Annotated in this window: 15 protein-coding genes; 5 read left to right on the top strand and 10 right to left on the bottom strand. The window is 51.5% G+C overall.

Annotated features, from left to right (window positions below):
- Nucleotides 1-69: 69 nt before the first annotated feature.
- From HU175_RS08730 to HU175_RS08705, 6 genes are all read right to left on the bottom strand, one after another.
- The gene (locus HU175_RS08730) at nucleotides 70-1,344 is read right to left on the bottom strand and encodes a restriction endonuclease subunit S (RefSeq protein ID WP_176566228.1); all 1,275 of its coding nucleotides are present in this window, start codon (nucleotides 1,342-1,344) and stop codon (nucleotides 70-72) included.
- Nucleotides 1,331-2,482 carry a PD-(D/E)XK nuclease family protein gene (locus HU175_RS08725; protein WP_176566227.1) on the bottom strand — a complete coding sequence of 384 codons (1,152 nt, stop codon included), beginning with the start codon at nucleotides 2,480-2,482 and terminating at the stop codon, nucleotides 1,331-1,333. The genes HU175_RS08730 and HU175_RS08725 overlap by 14 nt, the downstream gene beginning before the upstream one ends.
- Nucleotides 2,483-2,486: 4 nt before the next feature.
- Nucleotides 2,487-4,235, bottom strand: a complete 1,749-nt coding sequence (locus HU175_RS08720; protein WP_176566226.1) for a class I SAM-dependent DNA methyltransferase — start codon at nucleotides 4,233-4,235, stop codon at nucleotides 2,487-2,489.
- Between the two features lie 154 nt (nucleotides 4,236-4,389).
- Complete coding sequence (locus tag HU175_RS08715) at nucleotides 4,390-4,698, bottom strand: hypothetical protein (protein ID WP_176566225.1); 309 nt, start codon at nucleotides 4,696-4,698, stop codon at nucleotides 4,390-4,392.
- A gap of 9 nt (nucleotides 4,699-4,707) precedes the next feature.
- The gene (locus HU175_RS08710; protein ID WP_176566224.1) at nucleotides 4,708-5,139 is read right to left on the bottom strand and encodes a DUF1810 domain-containing protein; all 432 of its coding nucleotides are present in this window, start codon (nucleotides 5,137-5,139) and stop codon (nucleotides 4,708-4,710) included.
- Between the two features lie 11 nt (nucleotides 5,140-5,150).
- Nucleotides 5,151-5,609: a lipocalin-like domain-containing protein gene (locus tag HU175_RS08705; RefSeq protein ID WP_228724369.1), complete on the bottom strand. Its 459-nt coding sequence runs from the start codon at nucleotides 5,607-5,609 to the stop codon at nucleotides 5,151-5,153.
- Nucleotides 5,610-5,863: 254 nt separating this feature from the next.
- Between HU175_RS08705 and HU175_RS08700 the strand changes: the two genes are divergently transcribed.
- Nucleotides 5,864-9,271: a HEAT repeat domain-containing protein gene (locus HU175_RS08700; protein WP_176566223.1), complete on the top strand. Its 3,408-nt coding sequence runs from the start codon at nucleotides 5,864-5,866 to the stop codon at nucleotides 9,269-9,271.
- Nucleotides 9,272-9,369: 98 nt separating this feature from the next.
- Here the strand turns inward: HU175_RS08700 and HU175_RS08695 are convergent, their stop codons facing one another.
- Together HU175_RS08695 and HU175_RS08690 are read right to left on the bottom strand one after the other, a co-directional pair.
- Nucleotides 9,370-10,530 carry a Gfo/Idh/MocA family protein gene (locus tag HU175_RS08695; RefSeq protein WP_176566222.1) on the bottom strand — a complete coding sequence of 387 codons (1,161 nt, stop codon included), beginning with the start codon at nucleotides 10,528-10,530 and terminating at the stop codon, nucleotides 9,370-9,372.
- Between the two features lie 174 nt (nucleotides 10,531-10,704).
- Nucleotides 10,705-13,356 (bottom strand): glycoside hydrolase family 78 protein, encoded by a 2,652-nt coding sequence (locus tag HU175_RS08690; RefSeq protein ID WP_176566221.1) that lies wholly within the window; start codon nucleotides 13,354-13,356, stop codon nucleotides 10,705-10,707.
- Between the two features lie 287 nt (nucleotides 13,357-13,643).
- Here HU175_RS08690 and HU175_RS08685 point away from each other — a divergent pair, with 287 nt between their 5' ends.
- From HU175_RS08685 to HU175_RS08670, 4 genes are all read left to right on the top strand, one after another.
- Nucleotides 13,644-14,861: an NADP-dependent isocitrate dehydrogenase gene (locus HU175_RS08685; protein WP_176566220.1), complete on the top strand. Its 1,218-nt coding sequence runs from the start codon at nucleotides 13,644-13,646 to the stop codon at nucleotides 14,859-14,861.
- A 95-nt stretch (nucleotides 14,862-14,956) separates the two neighbouring features.
- Nucleotides 14,957-15,184, top strand: coding sequence for a hypothetical protein (locus HU175_RS08680; RefSeq protein WP_176566219.1), 228 nt, complete (start codon nucleotides 14,957-14,959; stop codon nucleotides 15,182-15,184).
- Nucleotides 15,169-15,561 (top strand): type II toxin-antitoxin system VapC family toxin, encoded by a 393-nt coding sequence (locus tag HU175_RS08675; RefSeq protein ID WP_176566218.1) that lies wholly within the window; start codon nucleotides 15,169-15,171, stop codon nucleotides 15,559-15,561. The genes HU175_RS08680 and HU175_RS08675 overlap by 16 nt, the downstream gene beginning before the upstream one ends.
- A 56-nt stretch (nucleotides 15,562-15,617) precedes the next feature.
- Nucleotides 15,618-16,013, top strand: a complete 396-nt coding sequence (locus HU175_RS08670) for a Dabb family protein (RefSeq protein ID WP_176566217.1) — start codon at nucleotides 15,618-15,620, stop codon at nucleotides 16,011-16,013.
- 74 nt (nucleotides 16,014-16,087) lie between these two features.
- On the opposite strand, the gene HU175_RS08665 is transcribed toward HU175_RS08670, so the two are convergent.
- Together HU175_RS08665 and HU175_RS08660 are read right to left on the bottom strand one after the other, a co-directional pair.
- Entirely contained in the window at nucleotides 16,088-16,528 is a 441-nt protein-coding gene (locus tag HU175_RS08665) for a VOC family protein (protein WP_176566216.1), read from the bottom strand.
- 63 nt (nucleotides 16,529-16,591) lie between these two features.
- A complete protein-coding gene (locus tag HU175_RS08660) occupies nucleotides 16,592-18,019 on the bottom strand; it encodes a serine hydrolase domain-containing protein (RefSeq protein WP_176566215.1) in 1,428 nt (475 codons plus the stop codon).
- Nucleotides 18,020-18,088: the final 69 nt, after the last annotated feature.

Here is an 18,088-nt window from a genome sequence, read left to right as displayed (position 1 = left end):
CCCGCTCCCGATCAGTGCGTTGATACCTGCCGACGAAAGGGATTGGTTTATCATGGTGTGGTAAGACAGTTAAAAGACTTTCACTTTTCCCGTCACGACTTCACTAATAAGCGCCGTTCGATACTCCTGCATTAGCTCTATTTCCCGTTCGATGCGATTGACGGTGTAGTCAATGCGGGCAGATTCGGCATTTAAATAATCAATGATTCCATTCTGTTCTTCAATTGAAGGCAATGCAAATACAAACTCTATTGCATGGCTTATATTGTATTGTTTAAGAGTAGCTCCATATTCAACCAATTCTACTTGAGTTCTTCCTATCTTAGAATTAAAACAGTAGCACAAAAAATGAGAATTAAAATTTCCTCTCCGTACTATCATCATTGATGCACAATTAGATCTATTTAAATCGGATGGAATTACGGCTGCTGTCCCTGGGTAACCAACTCTTACTACAACGATGTCATTTTCAAATAACTGGCTTTTCCATAAAGCGTCATTACTGTCTTTTGTAATCTTGGAGACAATAGATAAGTTTATTATATAAGGCTGGACGTTTTTTCCGGTTAACATAGGAACAGTGCCTATTGGATCATGATATATCGACGGATTTATTACCAAACCAACACTGATTTCCGGAGAGATATACTTCAACTTTTTCACCTCCCAGTGCGCCGGAATGTCGCCGAGCCACTCGATGCCGGAATCCTTCATGGGCGCGTCGGGGTCGATGCCTTTGGTAACAGCTTCGTTGATCAGGGCGGCTTTCTCTTCGCGTAACAGGTCGATCAGCCGCCGTTTGCGGTCAATGAGCGTATCGAGTTGAGCCGTTTTTTCGTCGAGGTAACGGGCAATGGCCGCTTGTTCGGGGAGGGGTGGCAGAGCAACCGGTAAATGTTTGATAAAATCATCCCAATTGGCTCGAGGCATTTTAGTACCCTCTGTCGAACTGTTTACTATATCGATAAATGGTTGGGAGATAGCTCGGTAGAAAAGATATTTCTGATCGATTTCATGATTACCCCTAAGAACTAATAATTCTCCCAAACAGCCCCCGTCTTGACAAGCATAATACACTTTCGCCAGATAGGGACGGAGCTTGTTAAATATTACATCGCCTTTTGAAAATGAATTAATCGAACCCTGATACGTTTTATCTTCGCCCATTCCGACCAGTTTTCCTGTTCTACTCTGAATGTTTTCGACGGCGACTAAGAAATTTTTCTGTTTAGTTTCTTCTTCAATTTTTGAAACTGCGTATTTCAGCTTCTTAATCTCCCAATGACTTGGAATATCGCCGATCCAGTCGATCCCGGATGGTTTGTAATTACTATACAGATTCATTCGAATTAGCGTGCTTTTGCTTCCAGAGGTCAATGCAATAGTCGACCAGTGATTTATTTTCGACTATGGGCTTGAAGAATTTGCCAATGATTGCGGCCAGTTTCTCAGGCAAATCATCATTGTCAGATACCAATACGACTTCTTTAGTGATGGCTAAATGATAAAACTGTTTCGCCTGATTCTGGTGTTCGTCGGTCTTTAGTCCAAGTGGTTCAATCAACGTGCTGATAGCATCTCTGTACGTGTTCCCATCCTGACACGCACTTCCGTGCAGTTCAAAATAAACACCAAGATGATTATCAGTTACCACTGTATCGGCTACGAAAAACCGAAAGGGCGGTATAGCGTCAGTAGTCTTTTTCACTGCCTCACGGTTGTCAAAGAAGAACCCTTTCTTTCGTTCATCAAACCCGTACCCGGCGAAGACACTATGAATAAGTTTTCTGACGTATTCCTGTCCGGCTTTTTGGGCTTCTACCACCTTGCCAATATCGTTACTATATGCCTGAAGCAACCGGATATTCCGGTTGATGCTGGGGGCGTCCTTCAGCGCGTTTGTGGTGTTTTCCATAGTTGTCAGAAAGTCGTTGATTAACACCCATTGCCGAACGTCGGGGTACGGATTTATCAGGTTCGGGTTGGCGTGTTTCACCTGTTCCAGCCAGGCAAGGTGCGTTACGTTGACGAAGTTAAAATCCGAACCCTCTTCTGGCACGTAGTTTTCGAGGCTCTGTTCGTTCAACGTAACGACGACCCCGGCTTTATGATTGGCCGTTACATCCCTCCAGTACTTGGCTAGGTCGTTGTTGAGTACGTGGTTAATCTTGTTTTCCAGAATAACCGCCCAGTCACCAGCCTCCCCCTTAATCAGAATATCGATGTTGCTCCATTCGCGCACGACTCTGTAGGGCGACGGGAAATCGTTGCTGTCTTTATTCATACAGACCAGCAGGCTATCCAGAAACAGGCGACCAAGGCCGTGGGCTTCGTTTTCGTCCAGATAGTACGCCAGCACCCGGCTGATAGGCAGCTCGCGGGTCGATACGCCCAGCAGGTCGAACAGTGTTCTTTCGGTAATCCTGGGCGGGGTTAGCTGACTGGTCAGTTCCGGCAGCCAGTCGAGATCGTGTTGGTTCATAAATCTAATCCAGTACTTCGTGAATCAGGCCTTCCGTTTCTGCTTCCAGCGCCAGAATGTCGGCCCGTATTTCCGCCAGCGACCGTAACGGTTTGTACTGGTAGAAGTATTTTGTGAAGTTGATCTCGTAGCCGATTTTCGTTTTGCTGTGATCGATCCACGCGTCCGGTACGTGGGGTTTCACTTCCCGCTCGAAATACGTCTGAATGTCGTCCAGCAGGGGCACATTCTCGGCGTCGCGCAGGCTCGTATCGGGTTCGTAAACGGGGGCCGTCGCATCCGGAAACAGCGGTGCGCTCTTACGCCCTTTTTTGGAAACGGGCTTCCCATCGGCATCCACGACAGGCCGCTCGACCGTAATGCGACTGTAGCCAAAAAACTCGTTGGGGTAGATTTTCACCTGCTCACTTTCGGCAAACTCACCGTAGAGCCGGGTTATTTCCTGAATCTGGGCCGCTGATATTTCGTTCCGTTTGTTGCCCAGGCTACGGCTCATTTTCTGAAAACAGGTCGTCGCATTAATTAGCTGAACCTTCCCTTTTCGCTGCCGGGACTTGTGGTTGGTTACAATCCAGATGTACGTACTGATGCCCGTGTTGTAGAATAACTGATCGGGCAGGGCAACGATGGCTTCGAGCATATCGTTCTCGATAATCCACCGGCGAATCTCGCTTTCCCCACTGCCAGCCCCACCCGTGAACAGGGGCGATCCGTTCAGCACAATACCGATCCGCGACCCACCCACCTGAACGGCTTTCATTTTGGCCGTCATATGCAGCAGGAACAATAGCGATCCGTCATTGATCCGGGGCAGCCCAGGGCCAAAGCGACCAGCAAAGCCTTTCTTTTCGTGCTCGGCTTTTACCAGTTTCTCCGACTTTTTCCAGTCGACCCCAAACGGCGGGTTCGATAACATATAATCGAACGTTTCGCTGGCGTGATGGTCTTCTTTGAGCGTATCACCCTCCCGAATGTTACCGGGTTCCTGCCCTTTGATGAGCATGTCGGACTTACAGATGGCGTACGACTCCGGGTTGATCTCCTGTCCGAAAAGCAGCAGCGTGGCATCCGGATTCTGGCTTTTGATGAAGGCATCGGCCACCGAAAGCATCCCCCCGGTACCCGCCGTTGGGTCGTATAACGTGCGGATAGCGCCTTTTTTGTAAATATCCGTTTCGTCGATAAACAGCAGGTTGACCATCAGTTCGATGACCTCACGGGGCGTAAAATGCTCCCCGGCGGTTTCGTTGGATATTTCGGCAAACTTCCGAATCAGTTCCTCGAAGATGTAACCCATTTCGAGGCTGCTCACATCGATCAGATCAAGCCCCGCAAACCGTTTGATGACCACATAGAGCAGATCGGCCCGGTCCAGTCGTTCAATCTGATCTTCGAAGCGAAACTGCTCCATGATGTCCCGCACACTGGTCGAAAACCCACTCAGGTAAGTACGCAGATTAGCCGCTACATTGTCAGGGTCACCGACTAGTTTCTGGAACGTATAATTGCTGCGGTTATGAAACCGGTAGGTTGTGGTCCGGTTCAGCATCCGGTCGACAATCGTCTCTGACTGATCCTGAATTTTTACGTACTGCGTCAGCACTGCATCTTTTGTCGGCTCCAGCAGGCAATCGAGCCGACGTAACACGGTGAGTGGCAGAATGACTTTTCCGTATTCTGCCTGTTTATAGTCTCCCCGCAACAGGTCGGCTACCGACCAGATGAAGTTTGCTCTCTCCCGAAAATTAATCATTGATACCTCTTTTTTCTGATAGAAACTTTCTATCAACCAGTTAGCTCCGCTGCTTCATTTCCAGAATAGCAGCAGGGCGCAATATACTGCCAGAATGATGCCGGTCCGAAAACATCCAGGCAGTATGGGTAAGAGCAGTCAAGGATAAACCCATTCACATCAGAGTAAATAAGTACCAACTAATTAGTACACCATTCACGATTGTAAATAGCACACTTATACCGCGATAAATGCTGCTGAGTTGATACTGTGAACGAATGAGCAGATAAATCGAAAGGCAGCATAAGACAATACTCATGAATGTTAGAACGTTAGCATTGCTTAAGAATCCTGGAAAATAGCTTAGGTACAAAGCTTTTGCCTGATCGAAAGCAGCTTCCTTTGCTGATGCGCTCATCCACAACAATACGTTTGCAACTACGATAGCACACAATAACAGGCCTGAATAGAAAAATGCTTTCATAGGTCTTAATCACGATTTGTGCCCCACCAGTTCCAGCGTCTTCTCATCCGGTTTTCCACCGTAATAGGTATCCAGAACGGCTTGAAAAACCGGATTGGTGGGTTTCACCAGTGAGAACAGGGTCATGCAGGAACGCAGCTTCAGATCGTCGGGACTGCCCAGGATCTGGTTGGCGGTTTTGCCTTCTACCTGTACTATGGCCGTGCTAATCTCAACCAGTCGAGGCCCCAGGACGGGATGCGCCAGATAGTCGCTGGCTTCGGCCTGGTTCTTGATCCCGTAGAATTTAGCCGTACTACTGAACCCCAGCCCGGCGAGCTGCGGAAAGATGTACCACATCCAGTGGCCCTGTTTGCGGCCCCGTTTTATCTCCGCCAGCGCACGGTCATAGTCGTCGCGCTGGGCTTCCAGAAATCGATTCAAATCCGCGTCTGCTTTCATATCGTCGTTGCTTAGTCCTTTACCCGTTTGTAGGTCTCCATGATGATGTGGTCGATACCACGCTCGGGTATTCTCTCGACACCTTTCTGAATCAGCGTGTCGCCCTTAATCTCAATAACAAAGTCAAAGGAACGACCTTCCCAGGCTTTGTCGGCAAAGTAATCCAAATGCTCGGTGTAGGCACTATCAGCCAGCGTGTAGTGCCCACCCCCCGCCGAAAACGCCTGTGTGGAATCACCAGTCCCGCCAGCGGGATGATTCAGAAACGCAAAATGGGTGTCGTTGATCACCTTGATCATGTTTTGCCCGGGGCTGAACGTAGAGTACGTCGAATCGTTCTCCGTAGCCGTAGCGGCTATTAATTGCCAGGTACCTACTAGAGAGGCTTTTTTTGTTTCAGTCGAGCAGCTGCTCAGGCCGGTTAGAACAGTTAGCCCGCTACAGGCAATGGTCAGAAATTTCCTTTTCACGAGGGTAATGCTATATGAAGAACAGGAAGATATGTAAGTCGGGAGCAAAATAGGCCGATTTAACGCGTAAAAAAGCCCTTTCACAACTAATTACCGGAGAATGTACGGTAAAAAGCGGCCGGTTGGCGCTTATTCCTACGCACCGGGGGCTCACAATCAAGCACTATTGACAAAGCAGGCTATCAGTGCAGCATACTGCTAAAATTCATTGGTCTTAAAAACGGCCGCCAGCATATCCAACAATTCCTGCCCGCATGCAAAAAACAAAAAAACTAATCTGGCTCAGTACGCTGATTCCCGCCTTTTGTCTGGTTGGGTACCAGTCCGCCAAAGATCCGATCGATCGGCGTATCAAGCGTATGGTACCCGAGAAAGCCGCGCAATTGGCCAAAGCTATTGAGGCTACCGTAACCCCCGAACTGGCTGAAGGCCTCACGCTGAAACTGTGGGGTGTCGACTCGCTGGTGGCCGACCCGATCGCCATTGATATCGACGACAATGGGAGTTTGTACTACACCCGGACGAATCGGCAGAAAAACTCGGAGTTCGACATTCGGGGGCACCAGGATTGGGAAATTGCCTCGAACCAGCTACAGAGTATCGAGGACAAACGTGCCTTCCTGCGCCGGGTGCTCGCCCCGGAAAACAGCGCCAAAAACGAATGGCTGAAAGACCTCAACGGCGACGGTTCCCACGACTGGCGGGATCTGACCGTCGAGAAGGAAAACGTATATCGCATTGATGATACGTCCGGCGATGGCGTTGCTGACCTGTCGCAACTGGTTGTTAGTGATTTCAATGATGAAGTGACCGACGTAGCGGGTGGCGTGATGAAGCACGGCGACGACCTATACGTAGCGGTTGGCCCCGACCTGTGGCGCATGAAAGACAAAGACGGCGATGGCATCGCCGAAACGAAAACGTCCATTTCGCACGGCTACGGTATCCATGTCGGCTTCAGCGGCCACGGCATGTCGGGCGTGGAGATGGGCCCCGACGGCCGGATTTACTGGCAGATCGGCGACATTGGCTTCAACGGCAAAGGTCCCGATGGCAAAACCTGGTCACACCCAAACAGTGGCGTCATCGTTCGCTCGAACCCCGACGGCAGCGATTTTGAAGTCTTTGCGTACGGCGTTCGGAACACGCACGAGTTTGTGTTCGATGAGTACGGCAACCTGATCAGTGAGGACAACGATGGCGACCATCCGGGTGAGAAAGAGCGCCTGGTGTATATCGTCAACGGGTCCGATACGGGCTGGCGCAGCAACTGGCAGTACGGCAAATACCGCGACCCCAAAAACAATACGTACAAAGTATGGATGGACGAACGGATGTATTTACCCCGCTTCGAAGGCCAGGCAGCTTACATCACGCCAACCATTGCCAACTTCGTGAGTGGTCCGGCGGGTATGCGCTACAATCCCGGCACGGCGCTGAGTCCGGCCTACAAAAACTCGTTTTTCATTGCTGAATTCGTCGGTGGACCCGCCCGGTCGGGTATTCACTCGTTCAAACTGAAGCCCAAAGGGGCGTCGTTTGAGCTGGGCGAGCAGAAAAAGGTGTTAGGCAATATACTCGCTACCGGCATCGACTTTGGCCCGGATGGTGCCCTGTATGTAGCCGACTGGATCAATGGCTGGGACACAAAAGATTACGGCCGTATCTGGAAACTGGACGATAAAGCTGGTGCAGCCTCTGCCGAGCGTAAACTTACCAAAGCGCTGCTGGCGGAGAAATTTGCCGGTCGTTCGGGCGCGGCTCTGGGCGAACTCCTGAAAAACCCAGATATGCGTGTTCGGCAGAAAGCACAGTTCGCACTGGTTAGCCGGGGCGCGAAAGGAGCTACGGTGCTGACGGCAGCTAGCAAACAGACAGACAACCAGCTAGCTCGTATCCACGGCATCTGGGGCCTCAGCCAGTTGACCCGGCAGGACAAACAGTACGGCCAGTCGTTGATGCCACTACTGACCGACAAAGATCCCGAAATTCGGGCACAGGCGGCCAAATGGCTGGGCGATGTTCGCTACAAAGAAGCAGGCGAAGCATTAATTCCATTGCTGAAAGACAGCAACAGCCGCACTCGTTTCTTTGCCGCTGAGGCCCTGGGACGTATCAGCTACGACCCCGCAGTTCAACCACTTATCAGTCTACTGGAAGCCAACAACGACGAGGACGCCTACATCCGCCATGCAGCCAGTCTGGCTCTGGCCCGGATTGGTAAAGCTGCACCCGTTGCGGCTTTGGCCAGTCATCCGTCTCGGGCGGTACGTATCGGTGCCGTCGTGGCGTTACGTCGCATGAGCGATCCGGGCATTGCCGCTTTCCTGACCGATAAGGATGAGTTTATCGTCACGGAGGCTGCCCGGGGTATCAACGATGATCTGTCGATTCCGGATGCCCTGCCAGCACTGGGCAAGGTGCTGCAAACGACCAACTTTACCAACGAAGCGCTGGTTCGTCGCGCTATCAACGCCAACCTGCGCGTGGGTTCACCCGAAGCGATGCAAACGCTGATTACGTATGCCGACAAAGACGGCGCGCCCGTTGCGATGCGGGCCGAAGCCCTGGACGCCCTGAGCACCTGGGCCAGCCCGTCGGTGCTGGATCGGGTGGATGGTCGCTACCGAGGCAAGGTTGAGCGCGATCCGACATTACTCAAAAGCAAGACGGCTGAGACCTATGTCAAGATGCTGACGAACCCACAGTTGCCCCTACGCCTGAGCGCCCTGAAAGCGATAACAAAACTGAATCTGACCGACGCTGGCGAATCAGTTTTCCGGCTGGTAACGTCGGATAAGGAAGCGGTGGCTCGCATCGCGGCTTTGCAAACGCTGGCTTCTCTGAACGACAAGCAACTGAACAAAGCCGTTGAACAGGCGCTGGCTGATAAAGAAAAGAATGTTCGGGTCGCCGGGTTAGATATGCTGGCGAAATCCGACATGGCCAACGATCGGATGGTAACGCTCCTGACGGAGGTAATCGATACGCGTACGACGGAGGAAAAACAGGCGGCCCTGCTTACACTCGGTAAGCTGCCTATTGCCAGTTCACAAAAACTGTTCGATCAGTTACTGGCGAAAATGTCGGCCGGAACGATGCCGTCTGAACTACAGCTGGAACTGGAAGAGGCCATCGACAGTACACACTCAGCCCCGCTGATTACGAAGTACAAGGCTCAGATGGCCAAGCTATCGCCGGATGCCCTGGCCGCTACGTATAAAGGCAGTCTGCTGGGTGGCGAACCTGATCTGGGTCGGCGAATTTTCTTCCGCCACCAGACGGCGCAGTGTATCCGCTGCCACGCTTACGACGATCTGGGTGGCAACGCCGGTCCCCGTTTGAACGGTGTAGCTAGCCGACTTACCCGCGAGCAATTGCTGGAAGCGCTGATCAATCCCAGTGCCCGCCTGGCTCCCGGATTTGGAACGGTAACGCTGAAACTCAAAAATGGTAAAACGGTTAGTGGCATCCTGCAGGGTGAAACCGCTACGGGCGTTACGGTGAAAGTCGGCGACAAGCCCGACACCGTTATTCCGAAAGCTCAGATCGCCAAACGGGAAACTGCCCCGTCGAGTATGCCGGAGATGAAGTACCTGCTTACCAAACGGGAAATTCGGGATGTTGTGAGCTTTCTGGCCACGCTGAAAGACGATAAATAAGTAGAGAAAGTAGCTTTTAGGTTAACCTTTGAAAGCCTGCGGGAACAGATTCCTGCAGGCTTTTTTGTTGTTGTATCGGGTCATCCTGGCAATCGCAATTAGTTCATACGCACCCGCTGGCCACTTTCCGCCGAACGTAAGCCCGCTTCCAGCACCTGAATCGTTTTCAGACCGTCCGCGAAGTTGGGTTCGATGGTAGTCTGCTTGTCAATAGCATTCAGGAAATCGACGACGGCGTGAACGAAGGTGTGTTCGTAACCAATGATGTGTCCCGCTGGCCACCAGTGCTGCATATAGGCATGCGTTGGATCAGTCGCCAGAATGGTCCGGAAACCCTGCTCGCCTTCGGGGTCGTTCCGCGAGAAGTAGCGTAGTTCGTTCATACGCTCCAGATCGAACGTAACGCTGCCTTCGCTGCCGTATATTTCAAACGTCAGTCCGTTTTTTCGACCACTGGCAAAGCGGGTCGCTTCGAACGAGCCCACGGCCCCACTCGCAAACTCGACCAGCATCAGCGCAGCATCCTCCACCGTAACGGGACCTTTTTCGTCGCCTTTGGTTTGCGCGCTCAGGTTTCCCGAGGTCGACTCGTCGGCAATTGGTCGCTCGGTGATAAAGTTGGTCGTCAGGGCCGATACCGTCGCAATATCACCAACAAGGAAATGAGCCAGATCGACGGCGTGCGAGTTCAGATCCCACTGCGGTCCGGCCTGGGCGGTTTCTTTGCGCAATTGCCACGTCAGCGGGAAATTAGGGTCAACAATCCAGTCTTGCTGGTAAGCACAGCGCCAGTGAAAAATACGGCCAATCTTCCCGTCGTCGATCAGTTTTTTAGCCAGTTGCACCGCTGGTAACCGGCGATAATTGTGGTTGAGGTAATGAACGACGTTGTTCTCCTGGCACACTTTCAGCATTTCAGCCGCCTGCTGACTGTTCATGGCCAGTGGCTTTTCGCAGAAGATATGCTTCCCGGCTTTGGCAGCGGCAATGGCTACGTCGTAGTGCAGCTGTTGCGGCAGGGCGATATCAACAATGTCAATATCAGGCCGGGAAACCAGTTTTTGCCAGTCAGTTTCGGTTTCTTCCCAACCCCAGTTTCTGGCAAACTCGTCCAGAGATGCCTGATTCCGTCCGCAGGCTACTTTCAGAATTGGCTGACTGGGTACATCGAAAAAGAGTGGGGCTTTTTTCCAGGCGTTGCTATGCGCCTTGCCCATGAACTTATAGCCAACGATACCGACGTTGAGTGATTTTTTCATCTGTTGCGTGGTTTAAAAAATGGTTTTCAACACAGAGGCACGGAGCCTATCGGGAAGAAAGAAAAAAGACACAAGACGAAAGAGCGGAGCAGTAATTTTTTGTCTTATGTCTATCATCCCATCGTCTAAAACCTCCGTGTTCTCCGGGCCTCTGTGTTGAAAAAGCTTTATTACTTATCGAATCTCCAGCTGATACGTACCAGCCTGTAATACAGTCTTATTCTGCTGAGCCGGTAGCGCTTTGCCGTTTTCGTACGCCTTTCGGCCGTTCGCCAGCACCAACGTAGCCGTCGAGTTGGGCGGAATCGTTACGTTATACGAAATACTGGTTCCGCTCCGTTTCCAGCCTGAACGAATCGTCCCGTAGGGTCCGTCGTGCGAAGCCGCAAACTGATCGAGCCCCTTCACAAAATTGGGTTCCAGCAGGACGTTTTTAAAACCTGGTTGCTGCGGATCGGGCTTGATCCCACCTAGTCCCTGATAAAACCACCCGCCAACGGCGCCGAACATGATGTGGTTAAGCGAGATGTCGTGTTTTGCATTGATGTCCCAGTTTTCGTACAACGTAGTAGCCCCATTCGCGATCCACCAGCCCCAGGATGGGTATGTTTCCTGAGCTGCTAGTGTATACGCTACATCAGCCTGCCCGTTGTCGCTGAGCGCACCCAGAATAGCCTTGGTGCCGAGCAGACCAACGTCGAGGTGGTTGTTGTCGGCGGCAACGCGCTTGGCCAGGTTAGCCGCTACGTTACGTTTCAGATCGTCAGGAACCAGCCCCCAGTACAACGGCACGCTTAGTTCGGTTTGCAGGCCGGTGCTATACAGCGCTGTTTGCTGGTTCAGGTATTTGTCGTTGAACGCCTTTTTGATTTTCCCGGCCAACGCCATGTAGTAGGCATGGTCTGCCTGTTTTCCCAATACGTTAGCCGCCTTGGCCAGAATCGTTACGTCGGCGAAGTAGTGCGCCGTTGACGTCAGTTCAACCGGCGATTTCGATTTTACCGGTACCCAATCGCCCAGGCCCCAGGTCGTCAGACCAGACGGGTATTGCTCGTTGATGTGATCGACGTACCGTTTGATATTGCCGTAGCAGTCGGCCAGCAGTTTCGTATCGCCGTAGAACAGATAGATGTTCCAGGGAATGATAGCAATGGTACTCGTCCAGTCAGGGCCATTCCCCCACTCGTAGCCCCAGCCATCGGTTGGAATAATGGACGGCAGTACCCCGTTCGGTTGCTGCTCGTCGCGGTGATCGGCCAGCCACTTTTCGTAGATGGTAATCCCATCAAAGTTATACAGACCCGTTTCGCTGGCGATGTGCGCATCGCCCGTCCAGCCATTTTTTTCCCGCTGCGGGCAGTCGGTCGGGTAACCGAACAGGTTCGACAGATACGAATTGTTGGCGGCCCACCAGATCTTGTCGATGGTTGGGTTCGACGAGTTGACTTTTCCCACGGCCGGTACGTCGCTGTGCATGAAGTAGCCCATCAGACTTTCGGTCGTCAACGTAACAGGTTTATCGCTGGTGACTTCTACGTACTGAAAACCTTTATAGTTGAAGCGCGGCATGAACACGTCCTCCCTGCCGCTCAATGTTAGCAAATCGACCTGGAACGGGTCGCTGTTATCGGTGGGTCGGTAGTGTTCGTTGATATTGGATTGGTCGACATGGCCGCTTCCGTTCTTGTTGAGCCGTTCGCCATGTTTCAGGTGGAGCGTCGTGCCCGCAGGACCTTTGACCCGAATCTGGCTCACCCCGGAAATATTCCGGCCAAGATCAAACACATAGGTTGTATCATCCAGTTTTTTAATTGTTTTTGCTGGGATGGTTTCTACGTTCCGGACGGGGTGCATCGCCTGCGCCACCACGTTCTCCGAGGGAGCCGACCGGTACATGACCTCTTTCCATTTCGAGTCGTCGAAATCCGCCGTGTTCCAGCCGGGTTGCTCCAGTCGGGCGTCGTAATGTTCGGCGGTATAAATACTGTTGAAAACGACCGGACTCAGGGCCGTTTTCCAGTCTTTCCCCGACGTAACGGTTTCCGTCGTACCATCGTCGTATGTAATGCGCATATCCAGACAGAACGCTGGCCGGTTGCGCCAGGGCGCTTCGTGAAAATACCAGACCGCCGTCGACTGGTGATTGTACCAGCCATTGCCCAGTAGAACACCAACAGCATTTTTCCCCGACTTCAGGTGATTCGTTACGTCGTAGGTGACGTAGAGCGTCCGTCGGTCGAAGCGGGTGTACATAGGATCGAGCCGGTGATTACCCACTTTCTGCCCATTGATCGACAGTTCGTACAGACCGGCCACGGCGATGTAAGCCCGGGCGCTCTTGATTTTCTTTTTCGTTTCAAAGGCCTTCCGGAAATAGGGAGCCGGTTTCAGGTTTACGTCGCGCGTGTCGCTGATCCAGGCGCCCTGCCAGTTAGCTGACTCCATCATACCTGTCTCGAAACTAGCCGTCTGCCCAGTTCCTGGCTTACTATCCTTATCCCAGGTCATTAACCGCCAGTAGTATTTGGTGAAGGGCTGCAGCGGTTTTCCAGCGTACGTAACGAGTTGCCTATCTGACGTAATCTTACCAGACGACCATTGTTCAGCATTCCCTTTCGCCAAAGCCAGCGAGTCCGTACTCACCCAGAGCTGGTAGGCCCTTTGACGAGCGCCCCGTTGCGAATCGTCTACCTGCCAGGTAAATCGCGGCTGTCGCGCGTCGATCCCAAGTGGATTTATCAGGTACTCACAGCGTAAGTTAATGGGCGTACCCGAGGCCTGCGCCCTACTGCCTGCTGCTGTCAGCAGACTACCTATGAGGAGCATTATTGATTTAAACAAGGCAGTAGCAGCACTGGTACTTCGCATGGGGTTATCGTTCGGGTTCAGAAACAACGGTCACGTATAAAAAAGGGAAATAACGGCTTTTTATCCGTTTCGCGGCTGATTTAAGTGATTACTTACACATAAAAACCAGTCAGCGCAGTTTACGGATTCCAGGCCGGCTACGCCTAAATTGGATCAGTCTACCTTCCGGCACAGGTCTTTTATCGTTTTTACGTACTTTTGCCCGCAGTTCTTGTCTCCTTTTAATCACTCTTTACCCAAGTACAATGGAAAAGATTAAAGTAGCGAATCCGGTGGTGGAACTGGATGGCGACGAAATGACCCGCATCATCTGGAAATTCATCAAGGACAAGCTGATTCTGCCCTACGTTGATGTTGATATTAAATATTACGACCTCGGCATCGAGTACCGTGATGAAACCAATGACCAGGTAACCATTGACGCAGCTAACGCGATCAAAGAATACGGTGTTGGTATCAAATGCGCGACCATCACGCCTGACGAAGATCGCGTCAAAGAATTCAACCTGAAACAAATGTGGAAGTCGCCGAACGGCACAATCCGCAATATTCTGGATGGTACCGTGTTCCGCGAGCCAATCGTGATGAGCAACGTACCCCGTTTGGTTACGAACTGGACCGCGCCGATCATCATCGGTCGTCACGCGTTCGGTGATCAGTACCGCGCTACGGATTTCGTCGTACCAGGACCTGGTAAACTGACGATGAAGTTCGAAGGTGAGGACGGTAGCGTACAGGAATTTGACGTGTATCAGTTCAAAGGAGGTGGTGTTGCCATGGGTATGTACAACGTTGACGAGTCGATCCGTGGCTTTGCCCGGGCCTGCTTTAACGTAGCGCTTGACAAAGGCTGGCCGCTGTACCTATCGACCAAGAACACGATCCTGAAAAAATACGACGGTCGCTTCAAGGACATCTTCCAGGAAGTGTACGAGACCGAGTATAAAGACAAAGTTCACTACGAACACCGTCTGATCGATGACATGGTCGCATCGGCGTTGAAGTGGGAAGGTAACTTTGTGTGGGCCTGCAAAAACTACGACGGCGACGTTCAGTCGGATACTGTAGCGCAGGGCTTCGGTTCGCTGGGTCTGATGACCTCGGTACTGGTTACGCCAGACGGAAAAACGCAGGAAGCCGAAGCAGCTCACGGTACGGTTACGCGACACTACCGCGAATATCAGAAAGGTAACAAAACCTCAACGAACCCAATAGCTTCGATCTACGCCTGGACGCGTGGTCTGGCTTTCCGCGGCAAACTGGACGACAACCAGCCCCTGATCGACTTCGCTAACGCCCTCGAAGCGGTTTGCGTAGAGACCGTAGAAAGCGGCAAAATGACGAAAGACCTGGCGCTGTCAGCTTTCCCAGCGGGCACGAAACTGGTAGCTGGTGAGCACTACCTGTACACCGAAGACTTCCTGGAAGCGCTGGACGAAAACCTGAAAGCCAAACTGGCTTAATTGTCAGCAGACGTCAAGAAACGGGTTAACCTAAGCTTGGGTTAACCCGTTTCTTTTGTTGATAAATGGCTAACTTCGGCTTTACTTTTGATTCTATGCAAGTTCAAATAGATATTGGTTTCGACCAGCTGGTGCAGATCATCAAAACGCTGCCAGTCAGCCAGCTAAACAAACTTAAAGCGGAGATTGAGCAAAATACCAGAATCGCAGACGTGAACACTGACCTTGAAGCGTTACTGTTGAACGGCCCCGTGGCCACCCAAAAACAACTGGACACGATTGATGCGAATCGGGAAGCAATCAACCAATGGCGAACGAAGTAATTCTGGTCGATACGTCTATTCTGATTGATTACTACCGAAAGACAGACAAGAACAATTCTGTCTGGATTGCTTTGGTGAGACAAGGGTACCGCTTTGCCATTTCGTCCATCACCAAATACGAAATTTACGCGGGTGCAACCCAGAGCCAATTACTATTTTGGGACCGTGTATTGCAGACGCTAACTGTCTTTCCATTTGATGCACCCTGCGTCGATACAGCCGTTCAGATCAACGCGGGACTAAAACGTAAACGGAAGCAAATCGCTCTCGCAGATTTATTCATTGCCGCTACTGCTGTGACACACAGCTTACCTATAGCCACTTTAAACCGAAAGCATTTTGATCGAATCGACAATCTGAGTATTGTTGAGCAGTAAACCGATCTACGTCAATATTACCTGTACGATTTTACCTTTTTTCAACCCCTGTACCAATGAAACAAATCCTTGCCTTACTAGCCTTTACGTTACTTTTTTCAGCCAGTGGGATGGCTAAACCACCTAAAAAGATGACCAAGAACACGTCCGTACAGCATATAGTGCTCTTCAAATTCAAACCCGAAACGACGCCCGAGAAGCTGAAAGAAATCCTGGCAGCCTTCGAAGCGCTGCCCTCGAAAATCAAACAGATCAAAGGATTCCAGTGGGGTACCAACAACAGCCCCGAAAACCACGCTCATGGCCTTACCCACGCCTTTATTCTGACCTTCGACAACGAGAAGGACCGGGACGACTACCTCCCCCACCCCGCCCACAAGGAATTCGGTACCATCGTCGGTCCCTGGCTGGCCGATCTGACCGTCGTTGATTTTACCAATCAGGCGAAGTAACAGCCGATAACCTATCAACTGCAAAAGGGTGGCTTTCGTAGAGCCACCCTTTTGCAGTTGATCAACAGGCGATTTCACTGCTGAGCAGCCGTAATATTCATCATCCAGTTGATCCCGTATTGATCGGTTACCATCCCGAACGTATCGCCCCAGAACTGCTTCTGCAGGGGTGAGGTAACCTGACCATTTTCGGAAAGTTTATCAAAATAGCCGCTTAGCTTTTCCTCGTCAGCACCTTCCAGCGACAGACTGAACTGGCCTGTATTCTTCGCGTCGGTATTGTGCGGATTGTCGCTGGCTAACAGCTCCACGTCACCACTCAGCTTGGCGTACATGATTTTGTTTTTCACCTCCTCGCTGTTGGCTTTGGGATCTTTGTGCGCGCCTTCTGGGCTTTCGCTAAACGGTGATAGCGTCAGCTCTCCACCAAAAACGCGCTGGTAAAATTCCATCGCTTCCCGGCAGTTTCCGCCGAAGAACAGATACGGGTTCAGTTTTATGGGTAATGGCGTCATACTGTTTTTCTCAATTGGCGTCTACTTGACAATAATGACATAGAAGGTACATTACGGCTAATTTTACTGTTTTGATTTCTTCTGAAACGACACGTTTCGCGCCCGAGAAACCGTTACGTTCAAGCCATTGACATCCAGATTATTGCGTACAAATGTAATGGTGGCTCCGGATAGCCCACGGCCACCGGCAGTAACCTTGAAGATGTTCTCGCCTATCGGCAGGAGCTCTACATCAACGCCGGGGGCCTGACGCAAAACCAGCCTCCCATTCCGGTCCATTACCGTGAAAGTTGCCTGCGCTTCATCCGACTCGTAGGTACCGGCATAGCTCGCCAACGTAGCCGCCGATATTGCGAACGTTTCTGGCTGCTTTGGGCTGGTGTTTCCGACAGTGGCTTTGTCCGAGGTCGCACTCCGATCGGGGACAAACAGGTTGCCAACCTCGCGTATGACATTGTACGAAGCCGTATCGAACTCCGACGTGTTACTCAGCCAGGCAATAGACAAGTTTTGTTGTGGATAACGCTCCAGCATAGCCCGATAGCTGGCCGTTGATCCGGTGTGGTACACGTAGTCCTGCCCTTTGGCTTTGCTCACAAACAAGCCTGCCCCATACGGATAGGTCGTTTTATTATTGAACACTTCTATCGTCAGTTGCTTCGGCAATAGCGACGGGCGACCGAATTGACCGCCCCAGTAGTAGTCGTTCCATTTCAGCAGGTCTTCGGTTGTTGTCAGCAGGCCACCGTTGCCGTAGACATATTCATTCGGCATGTCGGTTTCGTATCTATCAGCCGTTTTTTCGTAAGCAATGGCCCGATTCTGCACGATACGTTTGAAATTGTCACGCCACTGAGTGTGCGTCATTCCCGCCGGTTCGAAAATGTATTTGCGGGTATACTCGGCCAGGCTCATGCCGCTAACCCGTTCCACCAAAATCGCAAACAGGTTATAGTTCGAGTTGCTGTACAGAAACTCGTCGCCGGGTTTGTGATTGAGCGCTTTCTGATGGACGATAATGTCCAGCGCGTCGTTGTTATTGTACGTCTTGGTAGTGCGGGGCCAGCCGGCAATACCCGCTACACTTCCCCAATCGCGCAGGCCACTCGCGTGGTGCATCATCCGCCGGAGCGTGATCGGCGTACCATAATCAGGCATCTCCGGAATATATCTGCGAATATCATCATCGAGTGACAACCTGCCCTGTTGTTCAAGCAGCAGCACAGCCGCTGCGGTAAACTGCTTCGACACCGAACCGGCTTCAATGATTGACTCGGTCGTTAGAGGCAGGTTGTGTTCCAGGTCGGCCATGCCCCAGGCTCTGGAGAAAATAACCTTGCCATTACGCGAGACCGCCAGTTGACAACCCGGATTTTGGGACTGATATCGGCTGAATATCTTTTCAATACGGGCGGTTGTATCAGCCCCGGTCTGGGCGAAGGTGAAGGACGTAACCGAAAGAAAGTAAAGTATTGTAGCCAGTTTTTTCATAGAGGGAAGGTAAGGCATTGACGTACAGCACCCGAAAAAACAGAAAAACCGAGAAAGGACGTAGCGTCT

Source organism: Spirosoma sp. KUDC1026, assembly GCF_013375035.1.
GTDB lineage: Bacteria > Bacteroidota > Bacteroidia > Cytophagales > Spirosomataceae > Spirosoma.
Note: the sequence above shows the minus strand (reverse complement) of the source record. Positions and strands in the feature narration are given on the sequence as shown.